The sequence below is a fragment of the Streptomyces sp. NA04227 genome, assembly GCF_013364195.1.
Taxonomy (GTDB): domain Bacteria; phylum Actinomycetota; class Actinomycetes; order Streptomycetales; family Streptomycetaceae; genus Streptomyces.
Genome location: NZ_CP054918.1, coordinates 3,500,455 through 3,525,234 on the forward strand (window position 1 = coordinate 3,500,455; position 24,780 = coordinate 3,525,234).

A 24,780-nucleotide genomic window follows, 5' to 3' on the forward strand; every position below is an offset into this window, starting at 1 on the left:
CGGTACGGCGACGGCCGGGCGCCGCCGTACCGGTCTCAAACCGCCCGGCCTACCCCGCGAGCTGCTTGGCCGCCAGGACCGCGCGCTGCTGGGCGATGGTGGCCGCGCCGCTCAGGGCGGTGAGCTGTGCCTGGAGCGCGGCCGTCAACTGCGCGGCGTCCAGGCCGCTTTCGGCGAGGATCTGCGGGCGCTTGCCGTGGTCCAGGAACTCCTGGCTGATGCCGAACACGCGCACCGGGGTGTGCACACCGTGGTCGCCGAGGGTCTGCGCCAGGGCCGAACCGACGCCGCCCACACGGCCGTTGTCCTCGACGGTGGCCACCAGGCGGTACTCGGCGGCGAGTTCGACAAGGCGCCGCGGTACGGGCTTGACCCAGCGCGGGTCGACGACGGTGACGCCGTGGCCCTCGGCGGCGAGCCGCTCGGCCGTCTCCAGGCAGGTTCCGGCGAGGGCGCCGACCGAGACGAGCAGGACGTCCTGGCGTGCGTCGCGGCGCAGTACGTCGATGCCGTCCTCGTGTGCCACGGCCTCGATGTCGGGGCCGGTGGTGCCCTTGGGGAAGCGGAGCACGGTGGGGCCGTCGTCGACGGCGACCGCCTCGCCGAGCAGTTCGCGCAGCCGGGCGCCGTCGCGCGGGGCGGCGAGCCTGAGGCCCGGTACGACCTGGAGCAGCGACATGTCCCACATGCCGTTGTGGGAGGGGCCGTCGTCGCCGGTGACCCCGGCCCGGTCCAGGACGAAGGTGACCGGAGCCTTGTGCAGGGCGACGTCCATCAGGAGCTGGTCGAAGGCGCGGTTGAGGAAGGTGGCGTAGACGGCGACGACCGGGTGCAGTCCGCCGAGGGCCAGGCCCGCCGCCGAGGTCGCCGCGTGCTGCTCGGCGATGCCGACGTCGAAGATGCGCGCGGGGTGGCGGCGGGCGAACTCGACGAGCCCGACCGGGCCGAGCATGGCGGCGGTGATGGCCACCAAGTCCTCGCGGTCTTCGGCGAGTTCGATCATCTCCTCGCCGAAGACGGAGGTCCAGGAGGGGTACGCGGGCTTCGGCGCGGGCTTGCCCTTCGGCTGGGCGCGCACCACGTGGAAGCGCTCCGCCTCGTCCTGTTCGGCCGCCCCGTAGCCGCGGCCCTTCTGGGTGATGGCGTGGACGAGCACCGGGCCGTCGAATCCGGCGGCCACCCGCAGCACGTCCTCCAGTGCCTCCTGGTCGTGGCCGTCGACCGGGCCCAGGTACTTCAGGCCCAGGTCCTCGAACATGCCCTGCGGGGCGACCAGGTCCTTCAGGCCCTTCTTCGCGCCGTGCAGCGCCCCGTACAGCGGCCTGCCGACGACCGGCACCCCGGGCACCCGCTCCTTGACCCCGGCCAGGAACTTCTCGTAGCCGGGGCGGGTGCGCAGCCGGGCCAGGTGGTCGGCGAGGCCGCCGATGGTGGGCGAGTAGGAGCGCTCGTTGTCGTTGACGACGACGACAAGGGGGCGGTCCTTGGCGGCGGCGATGTTGTTCAGCGCCTCCCAGGCCATACCGCCGGTGAGGGCGCCGTCGCCGATGACCGCGACCACGGCGCGGTCGGTGACGCCCCGGAGCTGATGCGCCTTCGCGAGGCCGTCGGCGTAGGAGAGGACCGTGGAGGCGTGGCTGTTCTCGATGACGTCGTGCTCGGACTCGGCGCGGCTCGGGTAGCCGGACAGGCCGCCGGGCTGGCGCAGTTGGTCGAAGCCGTCGGCGCGGCCGGTGACGATCTTGTGGACGTAGGTCTGGTGGCCGGTGTCCCACAGGAGGGTGTCGCGGGGCGAGTCGAAGACCCGGTGCAGGGCGAGCGTCAGCTCGACCACGCCGAGGTTGGGGCCCAGGTGTCCGCCGGTGCGGCTGACCTTGTCGATGAGGAACTCGCGTATGTCCTGGGCGAGTTCGGCCGTCTCGGCGAGGGAGAGGGCCTTGAGGTCCGCGGGGCCCTTGATCGCTTGCAGTGACTGCATCGCGCCTTCTTCCGTCTCGTTGCGACTCGTTACGGCTCGTTCCGGCTTACGGGCTCGTCTCGTTGCGGCGGCTCGTTCTCGTTGCGGCTCGTACGGCTCGCTGCGGCTTGGTACGACTGGGTACGGCTCGGTACGACTTGGTCCGGCTCGGGGAAACGCTCCGGCCGCGGCCCTCGCGGGCGCGCGGCCGGAGCGGGGTGGCTCAGGAGTCGCGGTAGGCGACGCGGTGGGCCATCACGGTCAGTTCGCTGCGCCAGGCCTCGGACACGTCGGCGGTGTCGAGCGCGGCCACGGCGGTCAGCACCAACTCGTCGATGTGCTTCTCCACTTGGTCGCGGATCCCGGCGTCGACGATCAGCCGGCGCAGTTCGGCGACGTCCGAGCGGTCCACGCCGCCCTCGCCGCGCCGGACCAGTTCGCGCACCCGCTCGTCGCTCTGCATGGCGAGCCCGAGCAGCAGGGTCATCTTGTGCTGGGCGAAGTCGAGTCCGGCCGTCTTGCCGGTGACGGAGTCCTCGCCGAAGGCGTCGATCAGGTCGTCGCGCAACTGGAAGGCCTCGCCGAGCGCGCGCCCGTACACCTCGAAGGGCTCGGCCAGGTCCTCGCGTCCGGCGAACAACGCCCCGATGTTCAGGGGCCGGTGGATGGAGTAACGGCCCGACTTGTACAGGGCGACGCGACGGGACAGCTCCGGGTCCGGGTTGTACTCGGCGGCGATGGACAGGTCCATGAACTGGCCGACCATCATCTCCGAGCGCAGCAGCGACCACTCGTCGAGCACGGGGCCGCGGGCGTCGCGCAGCGCCTGGTCGGCGTAGACCGCGGCGAGGTCACCGGCGAGGATCGCCACGCTCTCGCCGAACCGCTGGGAGCTGCCGCGCCAGCCCGCCGCGCGGTGCCGCTCGGCCTGCACCAGATGCGAGGTCGGGCGGCCCCGGCGCAGATCGGCCTCGTCGAAGATGTCGTCGTGCAACAGGGCCGAGACATGCATGAGTTCGAGGGCGGCGGCCAGGCCCGGCAGGACGGGTTCGGCCGGGTCGCCGCCCGCCGCGAGGAAACCGGAGACGCAGAACGCGGGCCGCAGCCGCTTGCCGCCCGCGGTGACCAGGTCGCGAATCCCGTCGAAAAGGGCGAGGCTCTGCGGCGCTTCGGCGCGCCAGCGCTCCGTCTCGCGGTCCAGGAGCCCGCCGATGGCGCGCTCGGCGTCGTCGAGGAGCCGCTCGCGCAGTTCCCGCGGGGTGGCCCCGGCGGTGGTGTCGGTGGCCACGGCGCCCTGGGCGGCCGTGGTGGCGGTGTTCTCGGTGACGGACCTGCCGGCGGTGCTCATGGTGACTCCTGCTCGTTCCGACTGACGGCCCCGGACGGTTCGCGTCCGGGGCCCTGAAGCTGCGGCCGCCCGAGGGCGGCCGGCAAGTGTGTGCACGGGCACGCGGAGGGGCTGTGCAACTGGGCGTAGTTCCCACTCGCCCGGCCCGTCCGCGCGCCCGCCGCGCGTGTGGCGTTTACGCGTCCGCGCGTCGGCCCGCCTGTGCGGCGACGGGGGTCTTCCCGACGCTCGCACCGATGGCGAGCAGGGCCTCGGCGGTCTCCGCGGGCTGCTCGAGGACGTACATGTGACCGGCCTGAAGCAGTCGCAGGGACACCGCCTGAAGTATCTCGCGGTACTGCTCGAGGACGGCCGGAGGACTGGGCAGGTCCCGCTCGCCGCCCATCAGGTGGACGGGCGCCTTCAGCGGGGTCGCCGTCCAGCCGCGCTTGGCGAGGACCGCGAGGTCCGCGCGCAGGTCCGGCAGCATGAGCCGCTTGACCATGTCCTCGGAGACGCCGAGCGCGGGCAGGATGCCCTGCTCGGTGGCCACCTCGAACAGCATCTGGTCGTCGAGCCCGTACAGGCCCGCCGAGGTGAACTCCGGCGCGGGCGGCGCCGAGAGGACCACGTGCAGGTCCTTCGGCCAGTGCGAGGACCAGAGCTGGGCCATGCGGTGCACGACCGCCGCGCCCAGGCTGTGCCCGAAGAGCAGACCCGGGCCCCTCAGGTCCTCGGCGAGCAGGCCGAGATAGAAGTGCGCGAGCGCGTCCAGGTCACGCTCGCCGTCGCCGTGGGAACGCGGTGGCTGTACGGCCACCACGCTCCAGTCCTCTCCGACCATGGTGGCGAGCCGCGCGAACGACCTCGCCGAACCACCCGCAAACGGCACACAGATCAGCCGCAGCCCCTCGGGGCTGCCCTTCTTCAGTACGACACGTTCCGCGCCGGCCCTCACGATTGCTTCTCCATTTCTCGCCGCCTGATCAGGTGGCGGGCAGTTTTTCCGGTGGAGGTCACGGGCAGTTCCTCGACCACCCGTACCGTCTGAGGTCTTTTGAACACGGGCAGTTGCTCGCGGGCCGCGTCGATGACAGTGCGGCGCAGCCCGGCGTCGTCCGGGTCCCGGGGCACGACATGGGCGACGATGCGGGTGATCTCGTTCTCGTCCCGCACGCCGACGACAGCGCAACCGGCAACCCCCTCAAGGGCGTTGATGACGTCCTCGATCTCGCTCGGCAGGATCTTGAGCCCCCCGACGTTCAGGATGCTGTCGGACCTGCCCAGGTACATCCAGCCGCCTTCCGGGTCGTCGACGAGTGTGTCGCCGGTGTACACCCAGCCGTCACGGAAGGTCTGCGCGCTGAGCTCGGAAAGCCCCAGGTAGCGGGCGCCGGTGCTCGGCCCGCGCACCCGCAGATGGCCCATCTCGCCCGCCGGGAGCACCCGGTCCTCCTCGTCGCAGACCTGCACCTCGAAGCCCGGTACGGGCACGCCGGTCACGCCGTGCGGCGAGACGCCCGCGACCGTGGCCAGGAAGATGTGCAGGCACTCGGTGGAGCCGAGGCCGTTGACCAGGGTCAGGCCGTACGCCTCCTCGAAGCGTTCGCCGAGCAGGGCGCCGAGGTGCTCACCGGCGGAGACCGCCAGGCGCACCCCGGACAGGTCGGGCCGCCGTCCGGTACCAGCCAGGGTGAGCATCGCCGCGTACAGGGTGGGCACCGCGAACAGCACCGTGGGCCGGTGCCGTTGCACCAGGTCGGCGACCAGGTGCGGTTCGGCGCGGCCGCGGAAGAGGATCGCCGAGGCGCCGACCGCGAAGGGCAGCAGCAGCGAGTTGCCGAAGCCGTAGCCGAAGGGCAGCTTCGCGGTGGACAGGACCCGGTCCGCGCGGCCGATGCCCAGGTGCGCGCCGATGCCCTGCGGGAAGGCGAGCAGCCCGCGGTGCAGATGCACGACTCCCTTCGGGCGCCCGGTGGATCCGGAGGTGTACTGAATCACCGCCATGTCCTCCCCGTCGCGCGCGACCGCCTCCCACAACGGGCTTGCGGCATCGACGAGTTCGGGCAGCGGGCGCTCACCGCCGGGGCGGGCGGTGAGCAGTACGGCACGCGGGAAGCGCTCGGCGAAGTCGGCGGCGACCTCGCCCGCCGGATCGTCGTGGACGACCACAACCGCCCCGGAGTCCTCGACGATGTAGCGCTGTTCCTCGGCCGTGAGCAGCGGAGAGACCGGCACCGGCACCGCGCCGAGCCGCATCGCGGCAAGCACGAGGGCGACCGGCAGCACGCCGTCCGGCAGCACGGTGACCATGCGGTCGCCGGGCCCGAGACCACTGTCGGCGAGCACGCGGGCGGCCTTGCACACACGCTCGTGCAGCTGCCGGTAGGTGAGTTCGCCCTCCTCGGTGATCAGCGCGACGGCGTCGGCGGTGTCCAGGCCGAGGTGGCGGTCCAGGTACCAGAGGGCGGCGTTGCCCTGCCCGGTGGTGGGTGCGGCAGTCTCGCTCACGCCGCACCCGCCAGGTCCGCGCCAGTGCTCTCGGCTCCTACGGCCCCCGCGCTCTCCACGAGTACGGCGGTGACGCTGCCACCCCGGTCCAGGCACAGGCACAGCGCCAGCGGGCCGTCGATCCGCGCGCCACCGGGTGACGGGACCACTCCACGCCGCAGCGCCTCCACGGCGACGACGACGGCGAGCGAGCCGTCCGCGCCGCCGGTGCGGCCGGTCGTCGCGGTGGGGTTGCAGGTGGGTACGTCCGCGCCCAACTCGGCGGATACGGCGGCCTGTTCGGCGCGTACGACGGCCCGGTCCCCGCTGGAGGCGAGCACCACGAGGCCGATCGCGGAGGCCGTGCGCCCGGCCTGCTCCAGGGCTTCGCGGAGTGCGGCGCGTGCGGCCTCGGTCAACTCCTGGGCGTCGGCGGCCTCGGTGGGGTCGACGGACTCGAAGTCCTCGGTGACGCGCGAGGGTTGCGCGCCGTCGAGGTCCGCTCCGGCCCCGGCCGTCCCGGTCCGCGAAGCACCGCTCGTCAGCGCGGTGGTCTGCCCCGCCCCGCGTACGTAGGCGAGCGCGTCCTCGACCGGAGCGGGACGCAGCACCAGTACGGCGGCCGCCTCGCCCGCGGGTACGGCGCCCTTCGCCGGGGTGGCCGTCGAGTCGACGGCGGCCGAGAGGGTGTCCATTCCGGCGGCGACGACCGCCTCGCACCTCCCGTCGGCGATGTACTCGGCGCCGGTCACCACCGCGTCGAGCCCCGAGGTCGCGCCCGAGGAGAGGGTGAGGTTGGGCCCGTACGCCTTGAGGTGGATGGAGAGTTGGGCCGCCGCCGCGTTGTAGCCGGACTGCGGTCCCCAGACCGGGTTGACGGGGCGGTGGGTGGTGCCGGAGGCGCGGTGGATGGCCAGGTACTCGTTGCGGCCCGCGCCGAGGGTGCCGAGGACGACGGCGGTGGTGTCGGGGGCGGGGGCCGCGGAGATGCCCGTGGCGTCCATGGCGCGCATGAGCAGGCGGCTGTCGCGGCTCAGGGCGCGGGCGGCGCGGGCGCCGACCGCCTCCGTCAGGTCGAGCGGGTCGGTGACATGGGCGGCGGTCACCGGGCGGCTGCCGTCGTCCTGGCCCGCGGGGACCGGCAGCGGGTTGGCGACGAGGGGGATCACGGTCTCGGTGCGGTGGGCGCGCGCGGCGAGCATGTCGTCGAAGAGCGCGGCCACCGTGGTCCCGGCGGCGGTCACCGCGCCGACGGCGGTGACGGCGACGCCGGTCGTCGGTGGCGTCGGGCTTGATGCAGTCACTTCGGTTCCCTGTGGTGTGTGGCGGCCCCGGCCGCCGCGCGGAGCGACAGTGGTGTCGGCGCGCGGCGGCCCGGGCCGGGTGCGGAGGTCAGGACTCGTACCGGCCGAAGACGACCGTCGAGGTGTTGCCTCCGAAGCCGAAGGCGTTGCTCAGCGCGACGTTCACCGGCATGTCGCGGTGGGTGCCGCGCACGATGTCCAACTCGGCGCACTTCTCGTCGGGTTCACGCAGGGTCGGATTGCCGGGCACCCGGCCGTCGCGGATGGCGCGGACGCAGGCGATGGCCTCCACCGCGCTCGCCCCGCCCTGCGCGTGACCGAGCATCCCCTTCACCGAGGACACGGCCGGACGGGCACCCGAAGGGCCGAAGTACGCCTGGGTGACGGCCGCTTCGAGCGCGTCGTTGGCCGGGGTGCCGGTGCCGTGCGCGCTGACGTAGTCGACGTCTCCGGGCGTGAGCCCGGCCATGGCGAGGCTGTCCCGCATACAGGCGAGCATGCCGCGGCCCTCGGGGTGCGGGGCGGTCATGTGGTGGGCGTCGGCGCCCACCGCGTAACCGCTGAGCTCGGCGAGGATGGTGGCCCCGCGGCGCAGGGCGTGGTCCTCGGACTCCAGGACGAGGATGCCCGCGCCCTCGCCCGGCAGCATGCCCTGCCGCTCCCGGTCGAAGGGCCGCACCTGGTCCGGTGCCAGCGCCCGCAAGGTGGTGAACAGCCGGAAGACGGCCTCGGAGAGTTCGTCCGCGCCACCCGCGAGCATGACGTCGGCGCGGCCCGAGCGGATCCGGTCTGCGGCCATGGACAACGCGGTGTTCCCGGCCGCGCAGCCCGCCGCCACGACCTCGCGCGGTCCGCGGAGCCCGAAGGCACGCGCGGGCGCGAGGGCGAGCAGTCCCGGATTGTCCCAGTCCTCGCCGGAGCCGAACTCCCGTCCACGGCGCCGTACTTCCTCGACGTGCGGGCGGGTGCCCATCACGGTGCCGAGCAGTACGCCGGTGCGGCGGGTGTCGCTCTGGTCGAGCAGTTTCGCGTCGCGCAGCGCGGCCTCGGCCGCGTGGTTGACGTAGCGGACACAGCGCGGCACGTCGTGGCCGTGCTCGTCCAGCGGACCGGCCAGCCGGGGGTCCTTGATCTCGGCGGCCAGCCGCGTGGGGTAGCCGCTGGTGTCGAAGCGGGTGACCTCTTCGGTCGCGACCGCTCCGGAGGTCAACTTCGCCCAGAACTCGTCGATTTCCGTGCCGAGCGGGGTGACACAGCCCATCCCGGTCACCACGACTCGGGGGGACGCGCCCGCGTCAGGATGCATGGCCGACCACGCTCCGTACCAGGTCGCCGACGGTCTCCCCGGCGGCTTCCTCATTGGTCAACTGGACGTTGAACTTGGCCTCGATGAACGCGATCGCCTCCAGTTTCTGCAGCGAGTCGCCCGCGAGTTCGTCGTAGAAGTGCGCGGTGGGCGACACCTCGTCGACGCTCAGGCTCAGTACCTGGGCGATGACCTCCCGCACGCCGTACGTGATCTCCGACTCGTCCATGCTCTTCTCCGTTGGGGTTGGGGCCCGAGGGCCGGGGGTGCTGTGCGGATGGCCGGGCGGCGGCTCGGGCCGGGTGGCCCCCTCCGCCGTACGGCCGGGCCGGCTACCGGACGGCCGGTTGCCGGGTAGTGCTGAACAGGCCCCACCAGAGCCTGAGATGACGCAGCGTCAGTCCGCCCGACCAGTGCAGCAGCCGGGACGCGAACAGCCAGTAGCCGATACCGATGACGGCGACCAGGGCGGTGGCCGTGCCGGGCACGGCGGCCGCGAGGAACAGCACCAGGAAGTAGAAGGTGTACTGGTGCATCACCTCGCGCGCGGCGCCGCGGTCCTCGGGCTCGTCGGCCTTCGCCGCGGCCACCACGACCAGCGTCGAGACGGCCACCAGCGGGAAGACCAGCAGTGCCTGCCACGGGAGCTGGCCGAAGGACGTGAACGCGGTGAGGACGACGAAGGGGGCGCCGACCAGGGCGTACACCCGTGCACCGCTCCTGCTGCCCATCAGCGCGATCCACAGGCTGGAGTAGTCGAGCTTCTCGTCCCCCTCGACATCGGTGATGTCCTTGATGCCGGACAGGCCGACGCTGAACGCGGCGAGTACGGCCGCGGCGGGCAGCGTGGGCGAGAGCAGCGAGTCCAGGTCGCCGTGGACCGCCCAGCCGGTGACCATCGGCATGATCAGCGGAGTGATCAGGGCGATCACGGACAGCACCCGGCGCCGCTTGAAGGCCGGACCGATCGAGTAGCAGATGGCGATGAAGACATCGAGCACGAGCACGGCGGCCAGCACGGGGCTCGGCTCCTGCCAGAGCATCACCGCGCCCCCGGCGGCGAACACCAGCCAGGCGATCACACAGGCCGCCTTCATCCGTCCCCAGCCGAACTCCTGCACCAGATGAGTGCGTTCGGGCCGGTTGACGAGGTCGGCCTCGCGGTCGGCGATCCGGTTCACCGACTCGGTACCGATGCAGTACGCGAGCCACAGCGGGATCGCCCCGAGCGCCCAGCCGAGACTGAGCGAGTCGTTGATCGCGAACCCGACCATGAAGCCGCACCAGTAGTACGCGGCGAAGCGCACACTGCAACTGCGGGCCAGGAACAGCGCGGACCTGCCGAGGCCCGGCCGCCGCCGCGCCGCGTCCACCTGTGCCCCCGCGGTCATCAGGACCCCCGCCTCTCCACCCGGACCGGCAGCTTCGCGGGTCCGCGCAGGCCGAGGCCCGGCTTGAAGTCGATGGTCTCCTGCGTGAGTTGGACCGAGGTGATGCGCCGGGTGAGGCCGGTCAGCGCCTCCCGTGCCATCAGGTTGGCCAGCGGGGCGCCCAGGCAGTAGTGGATACCGCGGCCGAAGGAGAGGTTCGGGCGGCCGTCGCGGTCGGCGCGGAAGGTGTCCGGCTCGGGGAAGGCGCGCTCGTCGCGGTTGGCGGCGGCCACCAGGAGGATCACGGCGTCACCGGGCTCGAAGACCTCGCCGTGCAGGTCGAACTTCTCCAGGGCTATCCGGCCGACCTGGTGGGCGGGCGGCTCCAGGCGCATGATCTCGTTGATCACGCCGTCGATGCTGTCCGGGTCGGCGGCGAGGCCCGTGAACGCCTCCGGGTGACGCGCGAAGACCATGCCGGAGTTGCCGATCAGGTTGGAGAAGGTCTCCTGCGCGGCGACCACCAGCAGCACACAGGTCGCGGCGATCTCCTGGGTGCTGAGCGCGCTGCCCTCGTCGCGGGCGCGCACCAGGTGCGAGATCAGGTCCTCGCCCTGTCCGCCCTCGGCGGCGCGCCGCTCGGCCAGTTCGAGGAAGTACGTGGTGCAGGCACCGGTCGCCGCACGACGGGTCGCGGCCACCTCGGGCGGCAGCTCCACGTCCAGGTCGAGCATGCCCGCGATCTGCACCGACCAGCTGGTGAACTGCTCCTGGTCGGCCTCGGGGATGCCGAGCATCGAGCCGAGCACGCGTATCGGCATCGGCGTGGCGAGACGCTCCATCAGGTCGAACTCCGCCGGGAGTTCACCGAGCAGCTCGTCCACGATCGATGCGATCCGCGGCCGCATCGCGTTGATGATGGCGGGCGTGAAGGCCTGCGAGACCAGGCCGCGCAGCTTGGTGTGCTCCGGCGGGTCGGTGAGCAGGAACATCTTGGCGTCGAAGTCGTCGAGCCCGAAGCCGAGGAACGGCGGCAGCTCCTCGGAGGAGCCCATGATCTGCTCGAAGAACTTGGAGTTGGCGAAGTCCTTGCCCATCCGCCGGTCCCGCAGCAGCGCTTCGCAGTCCTCGTAGCGGCTGACCATCCACACCCCGAGCGGGCCGCGCATCACCGGCAGGTTCTCGCGTAGGAACGCGTACGCGGGGTACGGATTCTGCTGGAGCCCCGGGTCCGTCGGGTCGAAGGAGACGCCGCCGGGGGCGGGGCCGTCGGCTGGAACCTCGGGTGCGCTGTGGGTCTGGCTCATTGCGGAACTCTCTTTCCGGCGAAGGGCCCTGGGGCCTTGCCGAGGATCCGGGGCTGTGTGGAACCCGCGGAGTCGGGCGGATGTCGTGCTGCTTGCCATTGCCGGTGCGGGTACGGCGGTGCCGTTACGGGCTGCCGCTGCTTCGGCGATGTGGTCCGGTACCGGGTCGGGTGGTGCGCTCGGACGTGGGCTCGGGCGGGTGCCTGAGGTGCGTCACGCGGTCGACTGCTACGACGTACCTCATCCCTCATCCGTAACCGATCGGCGGTGCCTGCTCTTCGCTGTCTGACGCGGCGACTGGGCCGCGAGTTGTGCGGTGGACTGCTATGCGTTGTGTGACGCTCAAAGGTGCGTGCGCGGTTCAGTCCGCGGTTATCGAATATGGCCGTATCGGCTTGTGTTTGTCAGTTCAGTTTTCGGGTTCGGATTCCGGTGCCGCAATTGCTCCGATTCCGACGTCTCGGGGCTTTCGGCAGGGGTGCGGACCGCTTCCACGGGCCCCGGCCCGCCGTATGCGCCCGGCTTCCCGGGTACGGGCCGTGGCCGCGGAAGTCCGCCGGGCCGGCGGGCGGTTCAGCCCGCGGCGCTCAACCGCTCCGGTGTCTTGGCGGAGGCCGACGCCCGCGCGGCGAGGGCCTGCCACTGCCGCGCGCACTCCGCCGCCATCTCGGCGATCGCCGCGGCCCGGTGCGCGGGCACCGCCTCGGCGACCCGGTCCCAGCGCTGGGTCTGGGTCACGTGCATCTCCAGCATCCGCAGCAGCAGACGGCCGCTGTTCGTCTGCCGCAGCGAGGGGTCACGGCACAGACTGCGGAACGTCGACTCCCGCTCGCGCGCGCCCGTATCGGCCGCCGCTGCCCGCCGGACGCCCCGGGTCTCCGGGCCCTCCGGCCCCGGCGGCAGCGCCTGCGACTCCTCGGAAACAGCCTGTTCAGAGGCCTTCCGGCTGCCGCCGCCGCGACGCTGCGGTACGGGGTCCTCGCCACGGCCGAGACGGGCGCGTACGTCGCGTACGGTGCCCGCGGAGATCCCGGCCCGCGCCGCGATGTCGCGCAGCGAGGCCTGCGGATGCGCGGCGATCAGCCGACTCGCCAGGCGGCGGCCCTCCGCGCTGCTGACCGGACGCTCCTTGCCGTCGCAGCCGATCCGCGACAGCGGCTGCACCGCCTCGCCGCCGATCTTGCGCCGCTGTACCGCGACGGTCTTGTGCGAGATCCCGGTGACCTGGGCGATCGCCCGGTCCGACCACTGCGGGTGGGACACGATGATCCGTGCCGCCGCGGCCGTGCGCTCGGCGAGCGAGAGCGGCAGCCCGTGCCCGATGTTGGTCTGCACTGCGAGGACGAAGGCGTCCTCCTCGGGCCCGTCGAAGAACCGCGCCTCGATCTCACCGCGCCCGCGCAGCCGCGCGACCCGCAGCCGGTGCGTACCGTCGATGACCCTCATGGTCGGCCGGTGCACCACGATGGGCGGCAGTTCCGCCGCCGACTCGGCGAGCGTCAGCGCGTGTTCCAGGTTCTCGGCCTCCTGCCGCGGCGAATCCGCGGAAAGCACGGCGGCCACCGGAACGAGCTGCACATCGGAGAGCGGAAAGGCCCGTGGTGCGGGACGGCCGCCCGCCCAACGCAACGGGACACGCACATCCTCGACGACATCCATGACGTCCATGACATCCATTAGTTGACTCCCCCGAATCAATGGACTTCACCCAGCCGGAATACCGAATTCCGTACTCTCCCCCACACCTCGGAAACTGTACGCAATGACACCCCGGCTCCGCACGGGCGCGTGCCCGAGCCTGTAGCCGACCACTAAAGCACCACTAAAACCGCAGGTCAGGGCGCTGGACACGGAAGGGTTCGCACGTTCGAGCCTGCCGTCCACAACCGACACCGAGGCGACGGCGAAGCGACGGCGGCACGACGGCAAAACCGCGGCGGGGCTGCGGCGGGGCCAACAGCGGCGAGACAGCGGGCCGGCCGGAGAACGGCCCGCCGTTGACCGGCGGACCGTCGGCGAGCGAGAACCGGCAGTGGACGAGAACCAGCCACGGGCGACCAGGGGTAACCCGGGCCAACCCGGGGGCAATTCCGAGATTCGAGCGTCATCGAATCCCTCCCCCTCAACATTCCGGGCACCGATATGCCTTCACCCCGCAAAGCACATAAGCACGACAGGGGACACGGAAGACACATCCGGCACAACGGAATTCCCACTCCCCAAAATCGCGCACAAAGACACATACCGAACCACCGCCGCCACCCCCAACGCCCCCACCCGGAAGCCCGGTTGAACCACTCTCCGTGGCGACCTCGGCACTTTTCTGCAACTCGCGTAGACCCTATGTCGCATTTACCCTCCTATGACGCCCCTCCTCTCCCTGCGTTGAAAAAAGATGAGCGTGGCGTGACAGAGGGGTGCACTGCATGGTGGAAGGGACGACGAACGCGCCACGGGCGATTGCCGACGTCCCACCGAGCGCGGCGCGCGGCCGGACCGTATTCAGGAACGGATCCGCCCCCAAAGGCGCCCTCGATTGCGCGGCAACACACCCTCGGCGCGCGGTAACACCTGAGGACATATGGGGAGTTGATACCGGCGATGGGAAGACCAGAAGCACACATCGACCCGTCCGAGGGACCGCTGCAGCGCTTCGCGCACGACCTGCGAGCCGTACGGCACAAGGCAGGCAGCCCCTCGTACGAGTCACTGGCGAGCCGCGCGAACTACTCGGGCACCACACTGGCCGCCGCCGCCCGCGGCATCCAGCTCCCGAGCCTGGAGGTCACCCTCGCCTACGTGAGCGCCTGCGACGCCAACCCGCAGCCATGGGTGGCCTATTGGAACCGCACCCGCGCGGCCCTGGCCCAGCACGCACAGGACCGCACCCGCCAACGGCCGCCGCAGCGCAGGGTGTCGACGGCCGGTACGACGACGTCACGCCCCGTCAGGCGAGTGGGCGGCGGCGACCGCCCGGACCGCTCCGAACGGTCCGACCATGCCGGACGCGAGCGGAGGGATCAGTTCGCGGGGGCGTGAGGCGGGGGAGGTAACTCCCCGTGTCACGCGGGGAGTTGTGTTGCGTTGTGCGTGAGCGTACGGGAGGGCCCGCACCGCCTTTTGGGTGGTGCGAGCCCTCTCCGGTCAGCCGGTCAGCCGGTCAGCCGGTCAGCCGGTCAGCCGGTCAGCCGGTCAGCCGGTCAGCCGGTCAGCCGGTCAGCCGGTCAGCCGGTCAGCCGGTCAGCCGGTCAGCCGTAACGGCTCATCCCTACAGGCGAGTTACGACCCGAGGCTGTCGAAACTGACGGAACCGCCCTGGTTCTCGTCGTCGGTGCCCCAGACGGCCTGTCCGTCGGGCAGCACCGTGACCGCCTCGATCTTGCGGTTGTCCTGGAGGGTGAAGGTCCGCAGCGGCACGAGGTCCGCCTGCTCCCGCAGGTTCAGCACGACCCGGTCCTGCCCTCGCACGACCAACTGCCCGGCGTCGTACACCGCGGAACTGAACGGCCCGTCGTCCACATTGGGGTCGGACGCCGAGGACACCAGGAGCCTGCCGTCGGCCAGCACCTTGAGGTCGCTGATGTGCCGCACCTCGTCCCGGTCCGGGACCGGCACGGCGAACTCCCGGACGCTCGGCGCCCCCATTCCGGCTCCGAGGCCGCCGTCCCGCACCTCGGCGGCCCGCACCATGGCATGCTCGCTGCCCGCGCCCCTGGTGGCCCACACCGCGAAGACCCGGCCCGAGGCGCCCTCGGACCACAGCGCGAAGCTCTCGTAGTTGTCCCCCGGCCGCCGGTCCGGCAGCGCGACGGGATCGCCCTGCACGGTCGCCGTCCCACCCGCGACGACGATCTCGTACGCCATGCCCGCACTGGTCACCGCGACGTAGCGGCCCGGCTGCCCCGGCACCGCGTCGAGCGCCTCCAGATCCGCGGGCAGCGGACCACTCCAGTCCAACTCCCTGGTCACCGGCACCTCGCCGGGCCGCAGCCGCACCGTGGCGACCCGGCTCTCGCCCGCCTTCTTGTTGTCCCGCACCACGACCAGATCGGCCGAACCCTCGCCACCCGCCCCGCCCTCCTGCACGGCCATGCCGCTCACACCACCGGTGATGCCGGTGCCGACGCGCTGCCACTGGGGAGCGAGGAGGGCCGCTTGGGCGGCGGGGGTCGCGGCGGCGATAGCGCCGCAGAGGAGAAGGCAAACAGCTGTTCTCTTTTTGATCATGGTCTCGACGCTAGGCGCGGTGCCTGCCCGACAGCCCTCAGCCCGCCGCCGCACGCCGACTCAATCCCTCGGACGGCTCCGCTCGCGGCCTTGTGCGCCCCGCTGTTCGGTGGATTTGGCAGCAGCCTGGACGCCTGAACTCGCGCAAACGAAAGAGCCGGAACGACCGTCACCAACCCAGTCGTCCCGGCCCTGTCATCGGATGGACTCGCTACTGCCCCTGCTGCCGCTTGGGCCGCCAAACCACCAACGCGCTCGACTGCTGCACCTGCTGATACGGCACGAGATCGCGCCGGTACGAAGCGTGCACCGCGTCCTCGCGCTGCTGCATCGCCGCCGCCGCGCCCTCGACCGCTGCCGAGAGTTCGGCGACGCGGGACTGGAGTGCGGCGACCTGGTTCTCCAGCTCGATGATGCGTTTGATGCCGGCCAGGTTGATGCCCTCGTCCTGGGAGAGGGCCTGCACCTGGCGGAGCAGGTCGATGTCGCGGGCCGAGTAGCGGCGGCCCCGGCCGGCGGTGCGGTCCGGGGAGACCAGGCCCAGGCGGTCGTACTGGCGGAGGGTCTGCGGGTGCAGGCCGGACAGTTGGGCCGCCACCGAGATCACGTACACCGGGGTCTCGTCGGTCAGCTCGTACGGGTTACGGCGTCGCCCATCCATCCTCATGCTCCCTTCGCGGCCTGGAAGAGTTCTGCCCGCGGATCGTCGTCCGCAGTCGCCTCGCGGTAGGCCTCCAGGGCGTCTTTCGCCTTGCCCGAGAGGTCCTTGGGTACGACGACCTCCACGGTGATCAGCAGATCGCCGCGGGTTCCGTCGGCCCGGCTCGCGCCCTTGCCGCGGGCCCGCATGGTGCGGCCGCCGGGGGTGCCCGCCGGAAGCTTCAGCGTGACCGGGGGCCCGCCGAGGGTGGGCACCTTGATCTCGCCGCCGAGTGCCGCCTCGGTGAAGCTGACCGGCACGGTGACGGTGAGGTTGTCGCCCTTGCGGCCGAAGACCGGATGGGCGTCGACGTGCACCACCACGTACAGGTCACCGGCCGGTCCGCCGCGTTCGCCGGGGGCGCCCTTGCCGCGCAGCCGGATGCGCTGCCCGTCGCTGACGCCCGCCGGGATACGGACCTGCATGGTGCGCGAGGACTTGGCCCGGCCGCTGCCCTTGCAGACCTCGCAGGGGTCCTCGGCGATCAGGCCGCGGCCCTTGCAGTCGGGGCACGGATCGGTCAGCGAGAAGCCGCCGCCCGAGCCGCGCGCCACCTGCCCGGTACCGACGCAGGTCGGGCACACCCGGGGCGTGCCGTTCTTGTCGCCGGTGCCCGAACAGGCCTTGCAGGGCTGCTGGCTGGACATCCTGAGCGGAACCGTGGCGCCGTCGACGGCCTCGTTGAAGCTGAGCGTCACCTCGGACTCGATGTCCTGGCCCCGGCGCGGCTGGGTGCGGCCGCCCGCGGGCGCGCCGCCCCGGTTGAACAGGCCGCCGAACACGTCGCCGAGCCCGCCGCCGAAACCTCCGGCGCCCTGGCCCTGGCCCTGCGCTCCGCCGCCGAACAGGTCACCGAGGTCGAAGTTGAACGAGCCGCCGCCCGCGCCCGGCCCCGGACGGAATCCGCCGTTGCCGAACAGGGCGCGCGCCTCGTCGTACTCCTTGCGCTTCTTCGGGTCGCCGAGGATGTCGTTCGCCTCGGAGATCTCCTTGAAGCGCTCCTCCGCCGTGGCGTTGCCCTTGTTGGCGTCGGGGTGGTTCTCCCGCGCCAGCTTGCGGTACGCCTTCTTGATCTCGGCGTCGGTGGCGTCCTTGGGGACGCCGAGAACCTTGTAGTAGTCCTTCTCGATGAAGTCCTTGGTACTCATCCCCGGCGTCCCTCCTCTCGGCCGTCTGGGCCCTGTGGACCACGTGTGCTGCGAAAGGCGTCAGCCCTCGTCCGGGCCACCGCTCTCCGTTCCCTTGGCGTTCTTGTCCCCGCCGTCGGCGTCCTGACCGTCCTTGCCCTTGGCCTTGTCGCCGCCGGCCTTCGGCTCGGACGCGGAGTCCTTGCCCCCGTCCGGCTGCGCGCCCGGCTGCGGCTCGGCCACCGCCACCCGCGCGGGGCGGATGGTGCGCTCCCCGAACCGGTACCCCGGCTGCAGGATCGCGACGCAGGTCGTCTCCGTGACGTCCGGCGCGTAGCTGTGCATCAGGGCCTCGTGGATCGTCGGGTCGAAGGGCTCGCCCTCCTTGCCGAAGTTCTGCAGACCCATCTTGGCGGTGATGGCCTCCAGCGATTCGGCCACCGACTTGAAGCCGCCGACCAGTTCGCCGTGCTCCCGCGCCCGGCCGATGTCGTCGAGCACCGGCAGCAGTTCGCCGAGCAGGTTCGCCACGGCGACCTCCTTGACGGTGACCCGGTCACGATCGACCCGGCGCCGGTAGTTCTGGTACTCGGCCTGGAGCCGCTGGAGGTCCGCGGTGCGCTCGCCGAGCGCGGTGCGTACCTGGTCCAGCTGCGCGAGGAGACCTGCGTCCCCGGCCGGGGCCGACGCGCCCTCCTGAGAGGGAGCGTCGGCCTTACCGGCCGCTGCGGCCTTGGCGTCGTCCTCGCCGGACGCGCCTTCGGAGACGTCAGGCTCGTTGTTCTCGTCGAAGCCCGGGGTCTCCTTGGTCACGCGGCACCGTCCTTGCCCGGCTTCTCGTCGTCGACGATCTCGGCGTCCACGACGTCGTCCGCGTCAGCGGGACCGGCCTGCGCGCCACCCGGGGCGGCACCGTCGGGGCCACCGGCGGCCTGGGCGTCCGCGTAGAGAGCCTGGCCGAGCTTCTGCGAGACCGCGGCGACCTTCTCGGTGGCGGTACGGATCTCGGCGGTCTCCTCGCCCTTGAGCTTCTCCTTGAGCTCGACGACCGCGGCCTCGACCTCGGTCTTCACGTCACCCGGGACCTTGTCCTCGTTGTCCTTGAGGAACTTCTCGGTCTGGTAGACGAGCTGCTCGCCCTGGTTGCGCGTCTCGGCGGCCTCGCGGCGGGCGTGGTCCTCCTCCGCGTACTTGTCGGCCTCCTGGCGCATCCGGTCGACCTCGTCCTTCGGCAGCGAGGAGCCGCCGGTGACGGTCATCTTCTGCTCCTTGCCCGTACCGAGGTCCTTCGCGGTGACGTGCATGATGCCGTTGGCGTCGATGTCGAAGGAGACCTCGATCTGCGGGACACCGCGCGGGGCCGGCGGCAGACCGGTCAGCTCGAACATCCCGAGCTTCTTGTTGTACGCCGCGATCTCGCGTTCGCCCTGGTAGACCTGGATCTGCACGGACGGCTGGTTGTCCTCGGCCGTAGTGAAGATCTCCGACCGCTTGGTCGGGATGGTCGTGTTCCGCTCGATGAGCTTGGTCATGATGCCGCCCTTGGTCTCGATACCGAGGGACAGCGGGGTCACGTCGAGGAGCAGGACGTCCTTGACCTCACCCTTGAGGACACCGGCCTGGAGCGAGGCGCCGATGGCGACGACCTCGTCCGGGTTCACACCCTTGTTGGCCTCCTTGCCGCCGGTCAGCTCCTTGACGAGCTCGGCGACGGCGGGCATCCGGGTGGAACCGCCGACCAGGACCACGTGGTCGATCTCGGACAGCTGGATACCCGCGTCCTTGATGACGTTGTGGAACGGCGTCTTGCAGCGGTCCAGAAGGTCGCTCGTCAGCTGCTGGAACTGGGCTCGGGTGAGCTTCTCGTCCAGGTGGAGCGGGCCCTCGGCGGACGCCGTGATGTAGGGCAGGTTGATGTTGGTCTCGGTGGAGGAGGACAGCTCGATCTTGGCCTTCTCGGCCGCCTCGCGCAGACGCTGGAGCGCCATCTTGTCCTTGCCGAGGTCCACGCCGTGACCGTTGGCGAACTGCTTCACCAGGTAGTCGACGACGCGCTGGTCCCAGTCGTCACCACCGAGGTGGTTGTCACCGTTGGTGGCCTTCACCTCGACGACGCCGTCGCCGATCTCCAGCAGCGAGACGTCGAAGGTGCCGCCACCGAGGTCGAAGACCAGGATGGTCTGGTCGTCCTTGTCGAGACCGTAGGCCAGAGCGGCCGCGGTGGGCTCGTTGACGATGCGCAGGACGTTGAGGCCCGCGATCTCACCGGCCTCCTTGGTGGCCTGACGCTCGGAGTCGTTGAAGTACGCCGGGACGGTGATGACCGCGTCCGCGACCTTCTCGCCGAGGTAGGACTCCGCGTCGCGCTTCAGCTTCTGCAGGATGAAGGCGCTGATCTGCTGCGGGTTGAAGCCCTTGTCGTCGATGTCGACGCGCCAGTCGGTGCCCATGTGACGCTTGACGGACCGGATGGTCCGGTCGACGTTGGTGACCGCCTGCCGCTTCGCCACCTCGCCGACGAGCACCTCACCGTTCTTGGCGAAGGCGACGACGGACGGCGTGGTCCTGGCGCCCTCTGCGTTGGTGATGACGGTGGGCTCACCGCCCTCCAGAACGCTGACGACGGAGTTAGTCGTGCCCAGGTCGATGCCGACCGCACGTGCCATTTTCGATTCCTCCAGTGACTTGAGTGGAACAGGCTCAAGAGTGCACGACGAAACCACATGCGTCAACAGAGGTGAGTCGAGGCCACTCAACTTTTATCCCGCGCTTACGGGCAGGGCTGTGCGCCGGGAACAGGAGAACGCGGGAGTGCGGCGCCCGAAGCGCGGGCTCCCGCCCGGCAAGGCAGGGTTACCTGAGCGACACAGATCACCATCCGGCTGACTACAGTGCGGCGCAGTAAGTGGGTACACCCTGAGCGACGAGCTGAGCGGCCGCTCAGGAACAGCAGCCCGCAGCAGAACCCCGGCAGGCCCGGCTTCCGCTCGTCGCCCGCCGCCCTCATCTGGTACGAGGAGCCCTACATGCAACTCGCCGCGATCATCGTGTCGACGGTCCTCAGCGTGATCGGCGTCGCCCTCCTCGGCCGCGCCACCGTGAAGTTCGTACGTTTCTTCCGGCTCGGCGCACCGCTGCCGGAGAACGCGAACCGCCTGGACAACCCCTGGCAGCGCAGCGTGACGCTGGTCAAGGAGTTCCTGGCGCACTCACGGATGAACCGCTGGGCCCTCATCGGTTTCGCCCACCTGTTCGTCGCCATCGGCTTCTACACCCTGGTCGGCACGCTGGTGAACGCGTACGGCCAGCTCTACCAGGCCGACTGGATGCTGCCGATCATCGGCGACTGGCTCCCGTACGAGATGTTCGTCGAGTTCATCGCCTCGGCGACCACGCTCGGCATCCTCACCCTGATCGTGGTCCGGCTCCTGAGCCTGCCGAACAAGGCGGGCCGCAAGTCCCGCTTCTCCGGCTCGACCCCGTGGCAGGCGTACTTCGTCGAGTACGTGATCCTGATCATCGGCCTCGCGATCTACTCCCTGCGCGGCCTCGAAGGCGCACTGCACCACGTGGACCACTACGAGGCCGCCTACTTCGCCTCGTACCCGCTGACCACCCTGGTCGACGGCCTGTCCACCGGCACCCTTCAGCACCTGGTGTACCTGGTCGCCACCATCAAGATCGGCACGACCATGATCTGGATGATCACGGTCTCCACGAACCTCGACATGAGCGTGGCCTGGCACCGCTTCCTGGCCTTCCCGAACATCTGGTTCAAGCGCGAGTCCTCGGGCCGTACCGCCCTGGGTGCGCTGCAGCCGATGTCCTCGGGTGGTAAGCCGATCAACTTCGAGGACCCGGGTGAGGACGAGGTCTACGGCGTTTCGCAGGTGGAGCAGTTCTCCTGGAAGGGTCTGCTGGACTTTTCCACGTGTACGGAGTGCGGGCGTTGTCAGTCGCAGTGCCCGGCGTGGAACACGGGCAAGCCGCTGTCGCCGAAGCTGCTGATCATGTCGCTGCGCGACAACTCGCACGCCAAGGCGCCGTATCTGCTGGCCGGTGGCGGCAAGACCGTCGAGGGCGAGGAGAAGGGCAGCGAGGAGCAGCTCGCCGGTGTCCCGGCGGCCGCGCTGGCTGAGGCGGAGCGGCCGTTGATCGGTACCGCCGAGGAGAACGGCGTGATCGACCCGGACGTGCTGTGGTCCTGCACGACGTGTGGTGCGTGTGTGGAGCAGTGCCCGGTCGACATTGAGCATGTTGACCACATCGTCGATATGCGGCGTTACCAGGTGATGATCGAGTCGTCGTTCCCGTCGGAGGCGGGGACGATGCTGAAGAACCTGGAGAAGAAGGGCAACCCGTGGGGGTTGGCGAAGAAGCAGCGTCTGGAGTGGACCAAGGAGGTCGACTTCGAGGTCCCGGTCGTCGGTAAGGACATCGAGGACCTGTCCGAGGTCGACTACCTGTACTGGGTGGGCTGCGCGGGCGCTCTGGAGGACCGGGCGAAGAAGACCACCAAGGCCTTCGCCGAGCTCCTGCACATCGCCGGGGTGAAGTTCGCCATCATGGGCGGGGATGAGAAGTGCACGGGTGACTCCCCGCGCCGTCTCGGCAACGAGCCCTTGTTCCAGGAGCTGGCGATGGAGAACGTCGCCGCGCTGAACATGGCCTTCGGCGAGGACGACGAGGACGAGGCCACCAAGAAGCCGCGCTCGGCGAAGAAGATCGTCGCGACGTGCCCGCACTGCCTCAACACCCTGGGCAACGAGTACCCGCAGCTCGGGGGTGACTACGAGGTCATCCACCACACCCAGCTGCTGCAACACCTCGTGGACGAGGGCAAGTTGATCCCGGTGACGCCGGTCGAGGGCATCATCACCTACCACGACCCGTGCTACCTGGGCCGTCACAACAAGATCTACACCCCGCCGCGCGAGATCATCGCCAAGGTTCCGGGCCTCAGGAACGAGGAGATGCACCGCCACAAGGAACGCGGCTTCTGCTGTGGTGCGGGTGGTGCGCGGATGTGGATGGAAGAGCGGATCGGCAAGCGCATCAACAACGAGCGCGTGGACGAGGCCCTGTCCCTCAACCCGGACATCGTCTCCACCGCCTGCCCGTTCTGCCTCGTCATGCTCACCGACTCCGTCAACGGCAAGAAGGCCCAGTCCGACAGCGGCTCCGCCGCGGGCGGCGTCGCCAAGGAGAGCATCACCGTCGTCGACGTCGCCCAACTCCTCCTCGACTCCGTGAAGACGGCCCCTGACGGTCCGCCTCCGGCGGGCGAAGCGGGCAGCGAGGACGCGCCGGAGCCCCAGCCGGTGAAGTAGCGGAGCACCGACGGCACGGGCCAGGGTTCACCTCCGGGTGACCCTGGCCCTTCGTCGTACCGGCGTCAGGAACGGAACCGGCTCGCCGTCAGCCCCGCGTTGTTGAAGTCGACGTGTACGGCGAGGAGTTGGCCCTTCGCCGAGAAGCTTCCGTACACCGGGTAGCCGCCGTCGCCGTAGCCGGAGGAGTCGGTGATCACGTTCTCCGGGCGCCCGAGGAGCGGCACGTCGAGGGGGCGGGAGAGTGCCGACAGCTCGTCCAGGAAGTACGTCTCCAGCGCCTCCTCGTCCCGCTCCCAGAGGTCGTGGAAGGCGGTCCAGTCGAGTACCGCCACCTCGCCGCCGTCCACCCCGACGACATCGCAGCCGTCGGGGTCGGCGCCGGGGACGCTGGTGGGCAAGGGCCCACGACGGGCCTCGGGCGGCATGCCGTTGCCGTGACCCGCGATGATCACGCTCAGGGCCGCATTGCAGGTCCAGGGCGTCCCGTCGTCGCGCGTGCGGACGAAGCGGGTGACCAGGACCGGGTGTTCGCCGGGCGGGACGGGCACCTGGAGCAGCGCGTCGGGGTCTGCGTAGCCGGGGTCGCCCATGCCGAGGGTTCCGCTCGGGACGGACACCTTGCCGAGCTCGGACACCGTCAACTGGACCGTCCGGCCTGCCGCATGGCCCTCTCCGGTGTGCAGAGCCGGGCTCGCCGTGAAGTATTCGCTCACACGGCCGAGCGTACGAGCCGGGTACGACAACGCGGCGGTCACCGGAGGGCGACGCAGTACCGCGCCTCCCCATCAGGGCACAGAGGCCCCCGGCTCGATCCCCAACCAAAAGACTGGACGCCGGAACGGCACGGCCGAGCTCCTCGATGATCACCGGTTCACCACAGTGGCGGCCCAGAGGAGGCCACAAGTACCGTTTTGCGGCACCGTGACGAGAAGACGAGCAAGCTCGGGATGCGCCACCCTCCCCTTCATGTGGACCTTCCGGAGGGCTTCGTGAACAAGCCTCGCCAGGTGCGCGCGGTCGCCTTGGTCTGCCTTGGTCTCATGGCATTCGGTCTCGGCGCGTGCGGGGAGGACGAGGCGGCGCCCCGGCGGGTGGCCCCTGCTGTGGCCGGCTCCGCCGAGGAAGCGGGCGGTATGGACGCGCTGATCAGGGCGGCGAAGAAGGAGGGCCATCTCAACGCCATCGCGTTGCTGCCCCACTGGGCCAACTACGACGCCCTGTTCTCCGGGTTCGAGAAGAAGTACGGCATCGAGGTCACGGTCGCCCGGCCGTATGCCCACAGCCAGAACGAGATCGAGGACGTGAAGAAGTACCGGGGACGCGACCACGCCCCCGACGTACTCCAGCTCGGTGACAGCTTCGCCCGGTCCGCGGCCGAGCAGGGCCTGCTTGACCCGTACCGGGTCCAGGACTGGGACAAGATCCCGCGGAACCAGAAGGACCCGCAGGCTCACTGGTACAACAACTACGGCGGCTACATCTCCATCGGCTGCGACGTCGGCCGCGTCAAGAGGTGCCCCGTCTCCTTCGCCGATCTGCTCAAGCCGGAGTACGAGGGCAAGGTCGCTCTCAACGGCAAGCCCACCGTCGCCGGCCAGGCCCTGGCGAGCGTGTTCGCCGCCGCCCTCACCAACGGCGGATCGACGGACGACATCCAGCCGGGTGTCGACTTCTTCGCCGAGCTGGCGAGGGCGGGCAACTACAACCGCGGCAACCCCAACCCCGCCTCGATCGCCCGGGGCAGGACACCGATCGCCATCGGGTGGGACTACCTCAATCTCTCCTACGCCCGGCAGCTCCGCCGCATGGGAGTGAAGTGGGAGGTGTCCATCCCCTTCGATGCCAGTTTCACCCAGTACTACGCACAGGCGATCAACAAGCACGCCCCCCACCCGGCCGCAGCACGCCTGTGGGAGGAGTACCTCTTCAGCCCGGAGGGCCAGAACCTCCGGCTCGTGGACTATGCCCGCCCGGTACTGATGGATGCCATGGCCGAGGACGGCACCCTCGACAAGTTCCTGGCCGCGAGGCTGCCCACGGTCGAGGGTGCGACGGCCTTCCCGACGCCGGAGCAACTGGACAAGGCCCTGCGGTTGGTGCGGAAGACCTGGGGCAATGCCGTTGGAGACTGACCTCGATCGGGTGCCCCGGCCTTTGTCGTGACTCCGCTGTCGCGGCTCCGCCCCGCTTCGGCGCGCCGCACACCGGCGCACCGTCGCACAGAGGGGGCGCCCATCGGCCGCGTGACCGCCCCGGTCTGCTACCGGCCACTTGGGAGGTTTCCGTGGAGCCTTCCACGGGCGTACCGCACCTTGCTCCACACTCGTCTCTG

General features: G+C 70.5%; 19 protein-coding genes. 3 read left to right on the forward strand and 16 right to left on the reverse strand.

The features are described 5' to 3' along the window. Positions 1-49 precede the first annotated feature (49 nt). The 10 genes from dxs to HUT18_RS14965 form a co-directional block, all read right to left on the reverse strand. Positions 50-1,978, reverse strand: a complete 1,929-nt coding sequence (gene dxs, locus HUT18_RS14920) for a 1-deoxy-D-xylulose-5-phosphate synthase (RefSeq protein ID WP_176101148.1) — start codon at positions 1,976-1,978, stop codon at positions 50-52. A gap of 202 nt (positions 1,979-2,180) precedes the next feature. After that, on the reverse strand, positions 2,181-3,305 hold the full coding sequence (locus HUT18_RS14925; protein WP_176101149.1) for a polyprenyl synthetase family protein: 1,125 nt from the start codon (positions 3,303-3,305) through the stop codon (positions 2,181-2,183). Between the two features lie 175 nt (positions 3,306-3,480). Further along, positions 3,481-4,242: a thioesterase II family protein gene (locus tag HUT18_RS14930; RefSeq protein ID WP_176101150.1), complete on the reverse strand. Its 762-nt coding sequence runs from the start codon at positions 4,240-4,242 to the stop codon at positions 3,481-3,483. Beyond that, positions 4,239-5,795 carry an AMP-binding protein gene (locus HUT18_RS14935; RefSeq protein ID WP_176101151.1) on the reverse strand — a complete coding sequence of 519 codons (1,557 nt, stop codon included), beginning with the start codon at positions 5,793-5,795 and terminating at the stop codon, positions 4,239-4,241. Before HUT18_RS14935 ends, HUT18_RS14930 begins: the two co-directional genes overlap by 4 nt. Continuing rightward, on the reverse strand, positions 5,792-7,078 hold the full coding sequence (locus tag HUT18_RS14940) for a beta-ketoacyl synthase N-terminal-like domain-containing protein (RefSeq protein ID WP_176101152.1): 1,287 nt from the start codon (positions 7,076-7,078) through the stop codon (positions 5,792-5,794). Before HUT18_RS14940 ends, HUT18_RS14935 begins: the two co-directional genes overlap by 4 nt. Positions 7,079-7,166: 88 nt before the next feature. Beyond that, the gene (locus tag HUT18_RS14945; RefSeq protein ID WP_176101153.1) at positions 7,167-8,384 is read right to left on the reverse strand and encodes a beta-ketoacyl synthase; all 1,218 of its coding nucleotides are present in this window, start codon (positions 8,382-8,384) and stop codon (positions 7,167-7,169) included. After that, positions 8,374-8,613: an acyl carrier protein gene (locus HUT18_RS14950; RefSeq protein WP_176101154.1), complete on the reverse strand. Its 240-nt coding sequence runs from the start codon at positions 8,611-8,613 to the stop codon at positions 8,374-8,376. Before HUT18_RS14950 ends, HUT18_RS14945 begins: the two co-directional genes overlap by 11 nt. Positions 8,614-8,716: 103 nt before the next feature. Beyond that, complete coding sequence (locus HUT18_RS14955; RefSeq protein WP_176101155.1) at positions 8,717-9,775, reverse strand: UbiA family prenyltransferase; 1,059 nt, start codon at positions 9,773-9,775, stop codon at positions 8,717-8,719. Then, positions 9,775-11,061, reverse strand: coding sequence for a cytochrome P450 (locus tag HUT18_RS14960; RefSeq protein WP_176101156.1), 1,287 nt, complete (start codon positions 11,059-11,061; stop codon positions 9,775-9,777). Before HUT18_RS14960 ends, HUT18_RS14955 begins: the two co-directional genes overlap by 1 nt. 573 nt (positions 11,062-11,634) lie before the next feature. Then, the gene (locus HUT18_RS14965; protein WP_254878608.1) at positions 11,635-12,738 is read right to left on the reverse strand and encodes a ParB/RepB/Spo0J family partition protein; all 1,104 of its coding nucleotides are present in this window, start codon (positions 12,736-12,738) and stop codon (positions 11,635-11,637) included. Positions 12,739-13,662: 924 nt separating this feature from the next. Between HUT18_RS14965 and HUT18_RS14970 the strand changes: the two genes are divergently transcribed. After that, on the forward strand, positions 13,663-14,100 hold the full coding sequence (locus HUT18_RS14970) for a hypothetical protein (protein ID WP_176101157.1): 438 nt from the start codon (positions 13,663-13,665) through the stop codon (positions 14,098-14,100). Positions 14,101-14,340: 240 nt separating this feature from the next. Here HUT18_RS14970 and HUT18_RS14975 read toward each other — a convergent pair whose 3' ends face one another. The 5 genes from HUT18_RS14975 to dnaK form a co-directional block, all read right to left on the reverse strand. After that, positions 14,341-15,288, reverse strand: a complete 948-nt coding sequence (locus tag HUT18_RS14975; protein ID WP_176101158.1) for a hypothetical protein — start codon at positions 15,286-15,288, stop codon at positions 14,341-14,343. A 211-nt stretch (positions 15,289-15,499) separates the two neighbouring features. After that, positions 15,500-15,949, reverse strand: a complete 450-nt coding sequence (locus HUT18_RS14980; protein ID WP_176101159.1) for a heat shock protein transcriptional repressor HspR — start codon at positions 15,947-15,949, stop codon at positions 15,500-15,502. A 2-nt stretch (positions 15,950-15,951) separates the two neighbouring features. After that, positions 15,952-17,136 (reverse strand): molecular chaperone DnaJ, encoded by a 1,185-nt coding sequence (gene dnaJ / locus HUT18_RS14985; protein WP_176101160.1) that lies wholly within the window; start codon positions 17,134-17,136, stop codon positions 15,952-15,954. 60 nt (positions 17,137-17,196) lie between these two features. Continuing rightward, on the reverse strand, positions 17,197-17,928 hold the full coding sequence (gene grpE / locus HUT18_RS14990; RefSeq protein WP_176101161.1) for a nucleotide exchange factor GrpE: 732 nt from the start codon (positions 17,926-17,928) through the stop codon (positions 17,197-17,199). Further along, on the reverse strand, positions 17,925-19,781 hold the full coding sequence (gene dnaK / locus HUT18_RS14995; protein WP_176101162.1) for a molecular chaperone DnaK: 1,857 nt from the start codon (positions 19,779-19,781) through the stop codon (positions 17,925-17,927). The genes grpE and dnaK overlap by 4 nt, the downstream gene beginning before the upstream one ends. A gap of 360 nt (positions 19,782-20,141) precedes the next feature. Between dnaK and HUT18_RS15000 the strand changes: the two genes are divergently transcribed. Next, on the forward strand, positions 20,142-22,445 hold the full coding sequence (locus HUT18_RS15000) for a (Fe-S)-binding protein (RefSeq protein WP_176101163.1): 2,304 nt from the start codon (positions 20,142-20,144) through the stop codon (positions 22,443-22,445). Between the two features lie 65 nt (positions 22,446-22,510). Here HUT18_RS15000 and HUT18_RS15005 read toward each other — a convergent pair whose 3' ends face one another. Next, positions 22,511-23,161 (reverse strand): DUF4241 domain-containing protein, encoded by a 651-nt coding sequence (locus HUT18_RS15005; protein ID WP_176101164.1) that lies wholly within the window; start codon positions 23,159-23,161, stop codon positions 22,511-22,513. Between the two features lie 327 nt (positions 23,162-23,488). Here HUT18_RS15005 and HUT18_RS15010 point away from each other — a divergent pair, with 327 nt between their 5' ends. Next, entirely contained in the window at positions 23,489-24,580 is a 1,092-nt protein-coding gene (locus HUT18_RS15010; protein ID WP_176104543.1) for an ABC transporter substrate-binding protein, read from the forward strand. Positions 24,581-24,780 lie beyond the last annotated feature (200 nt).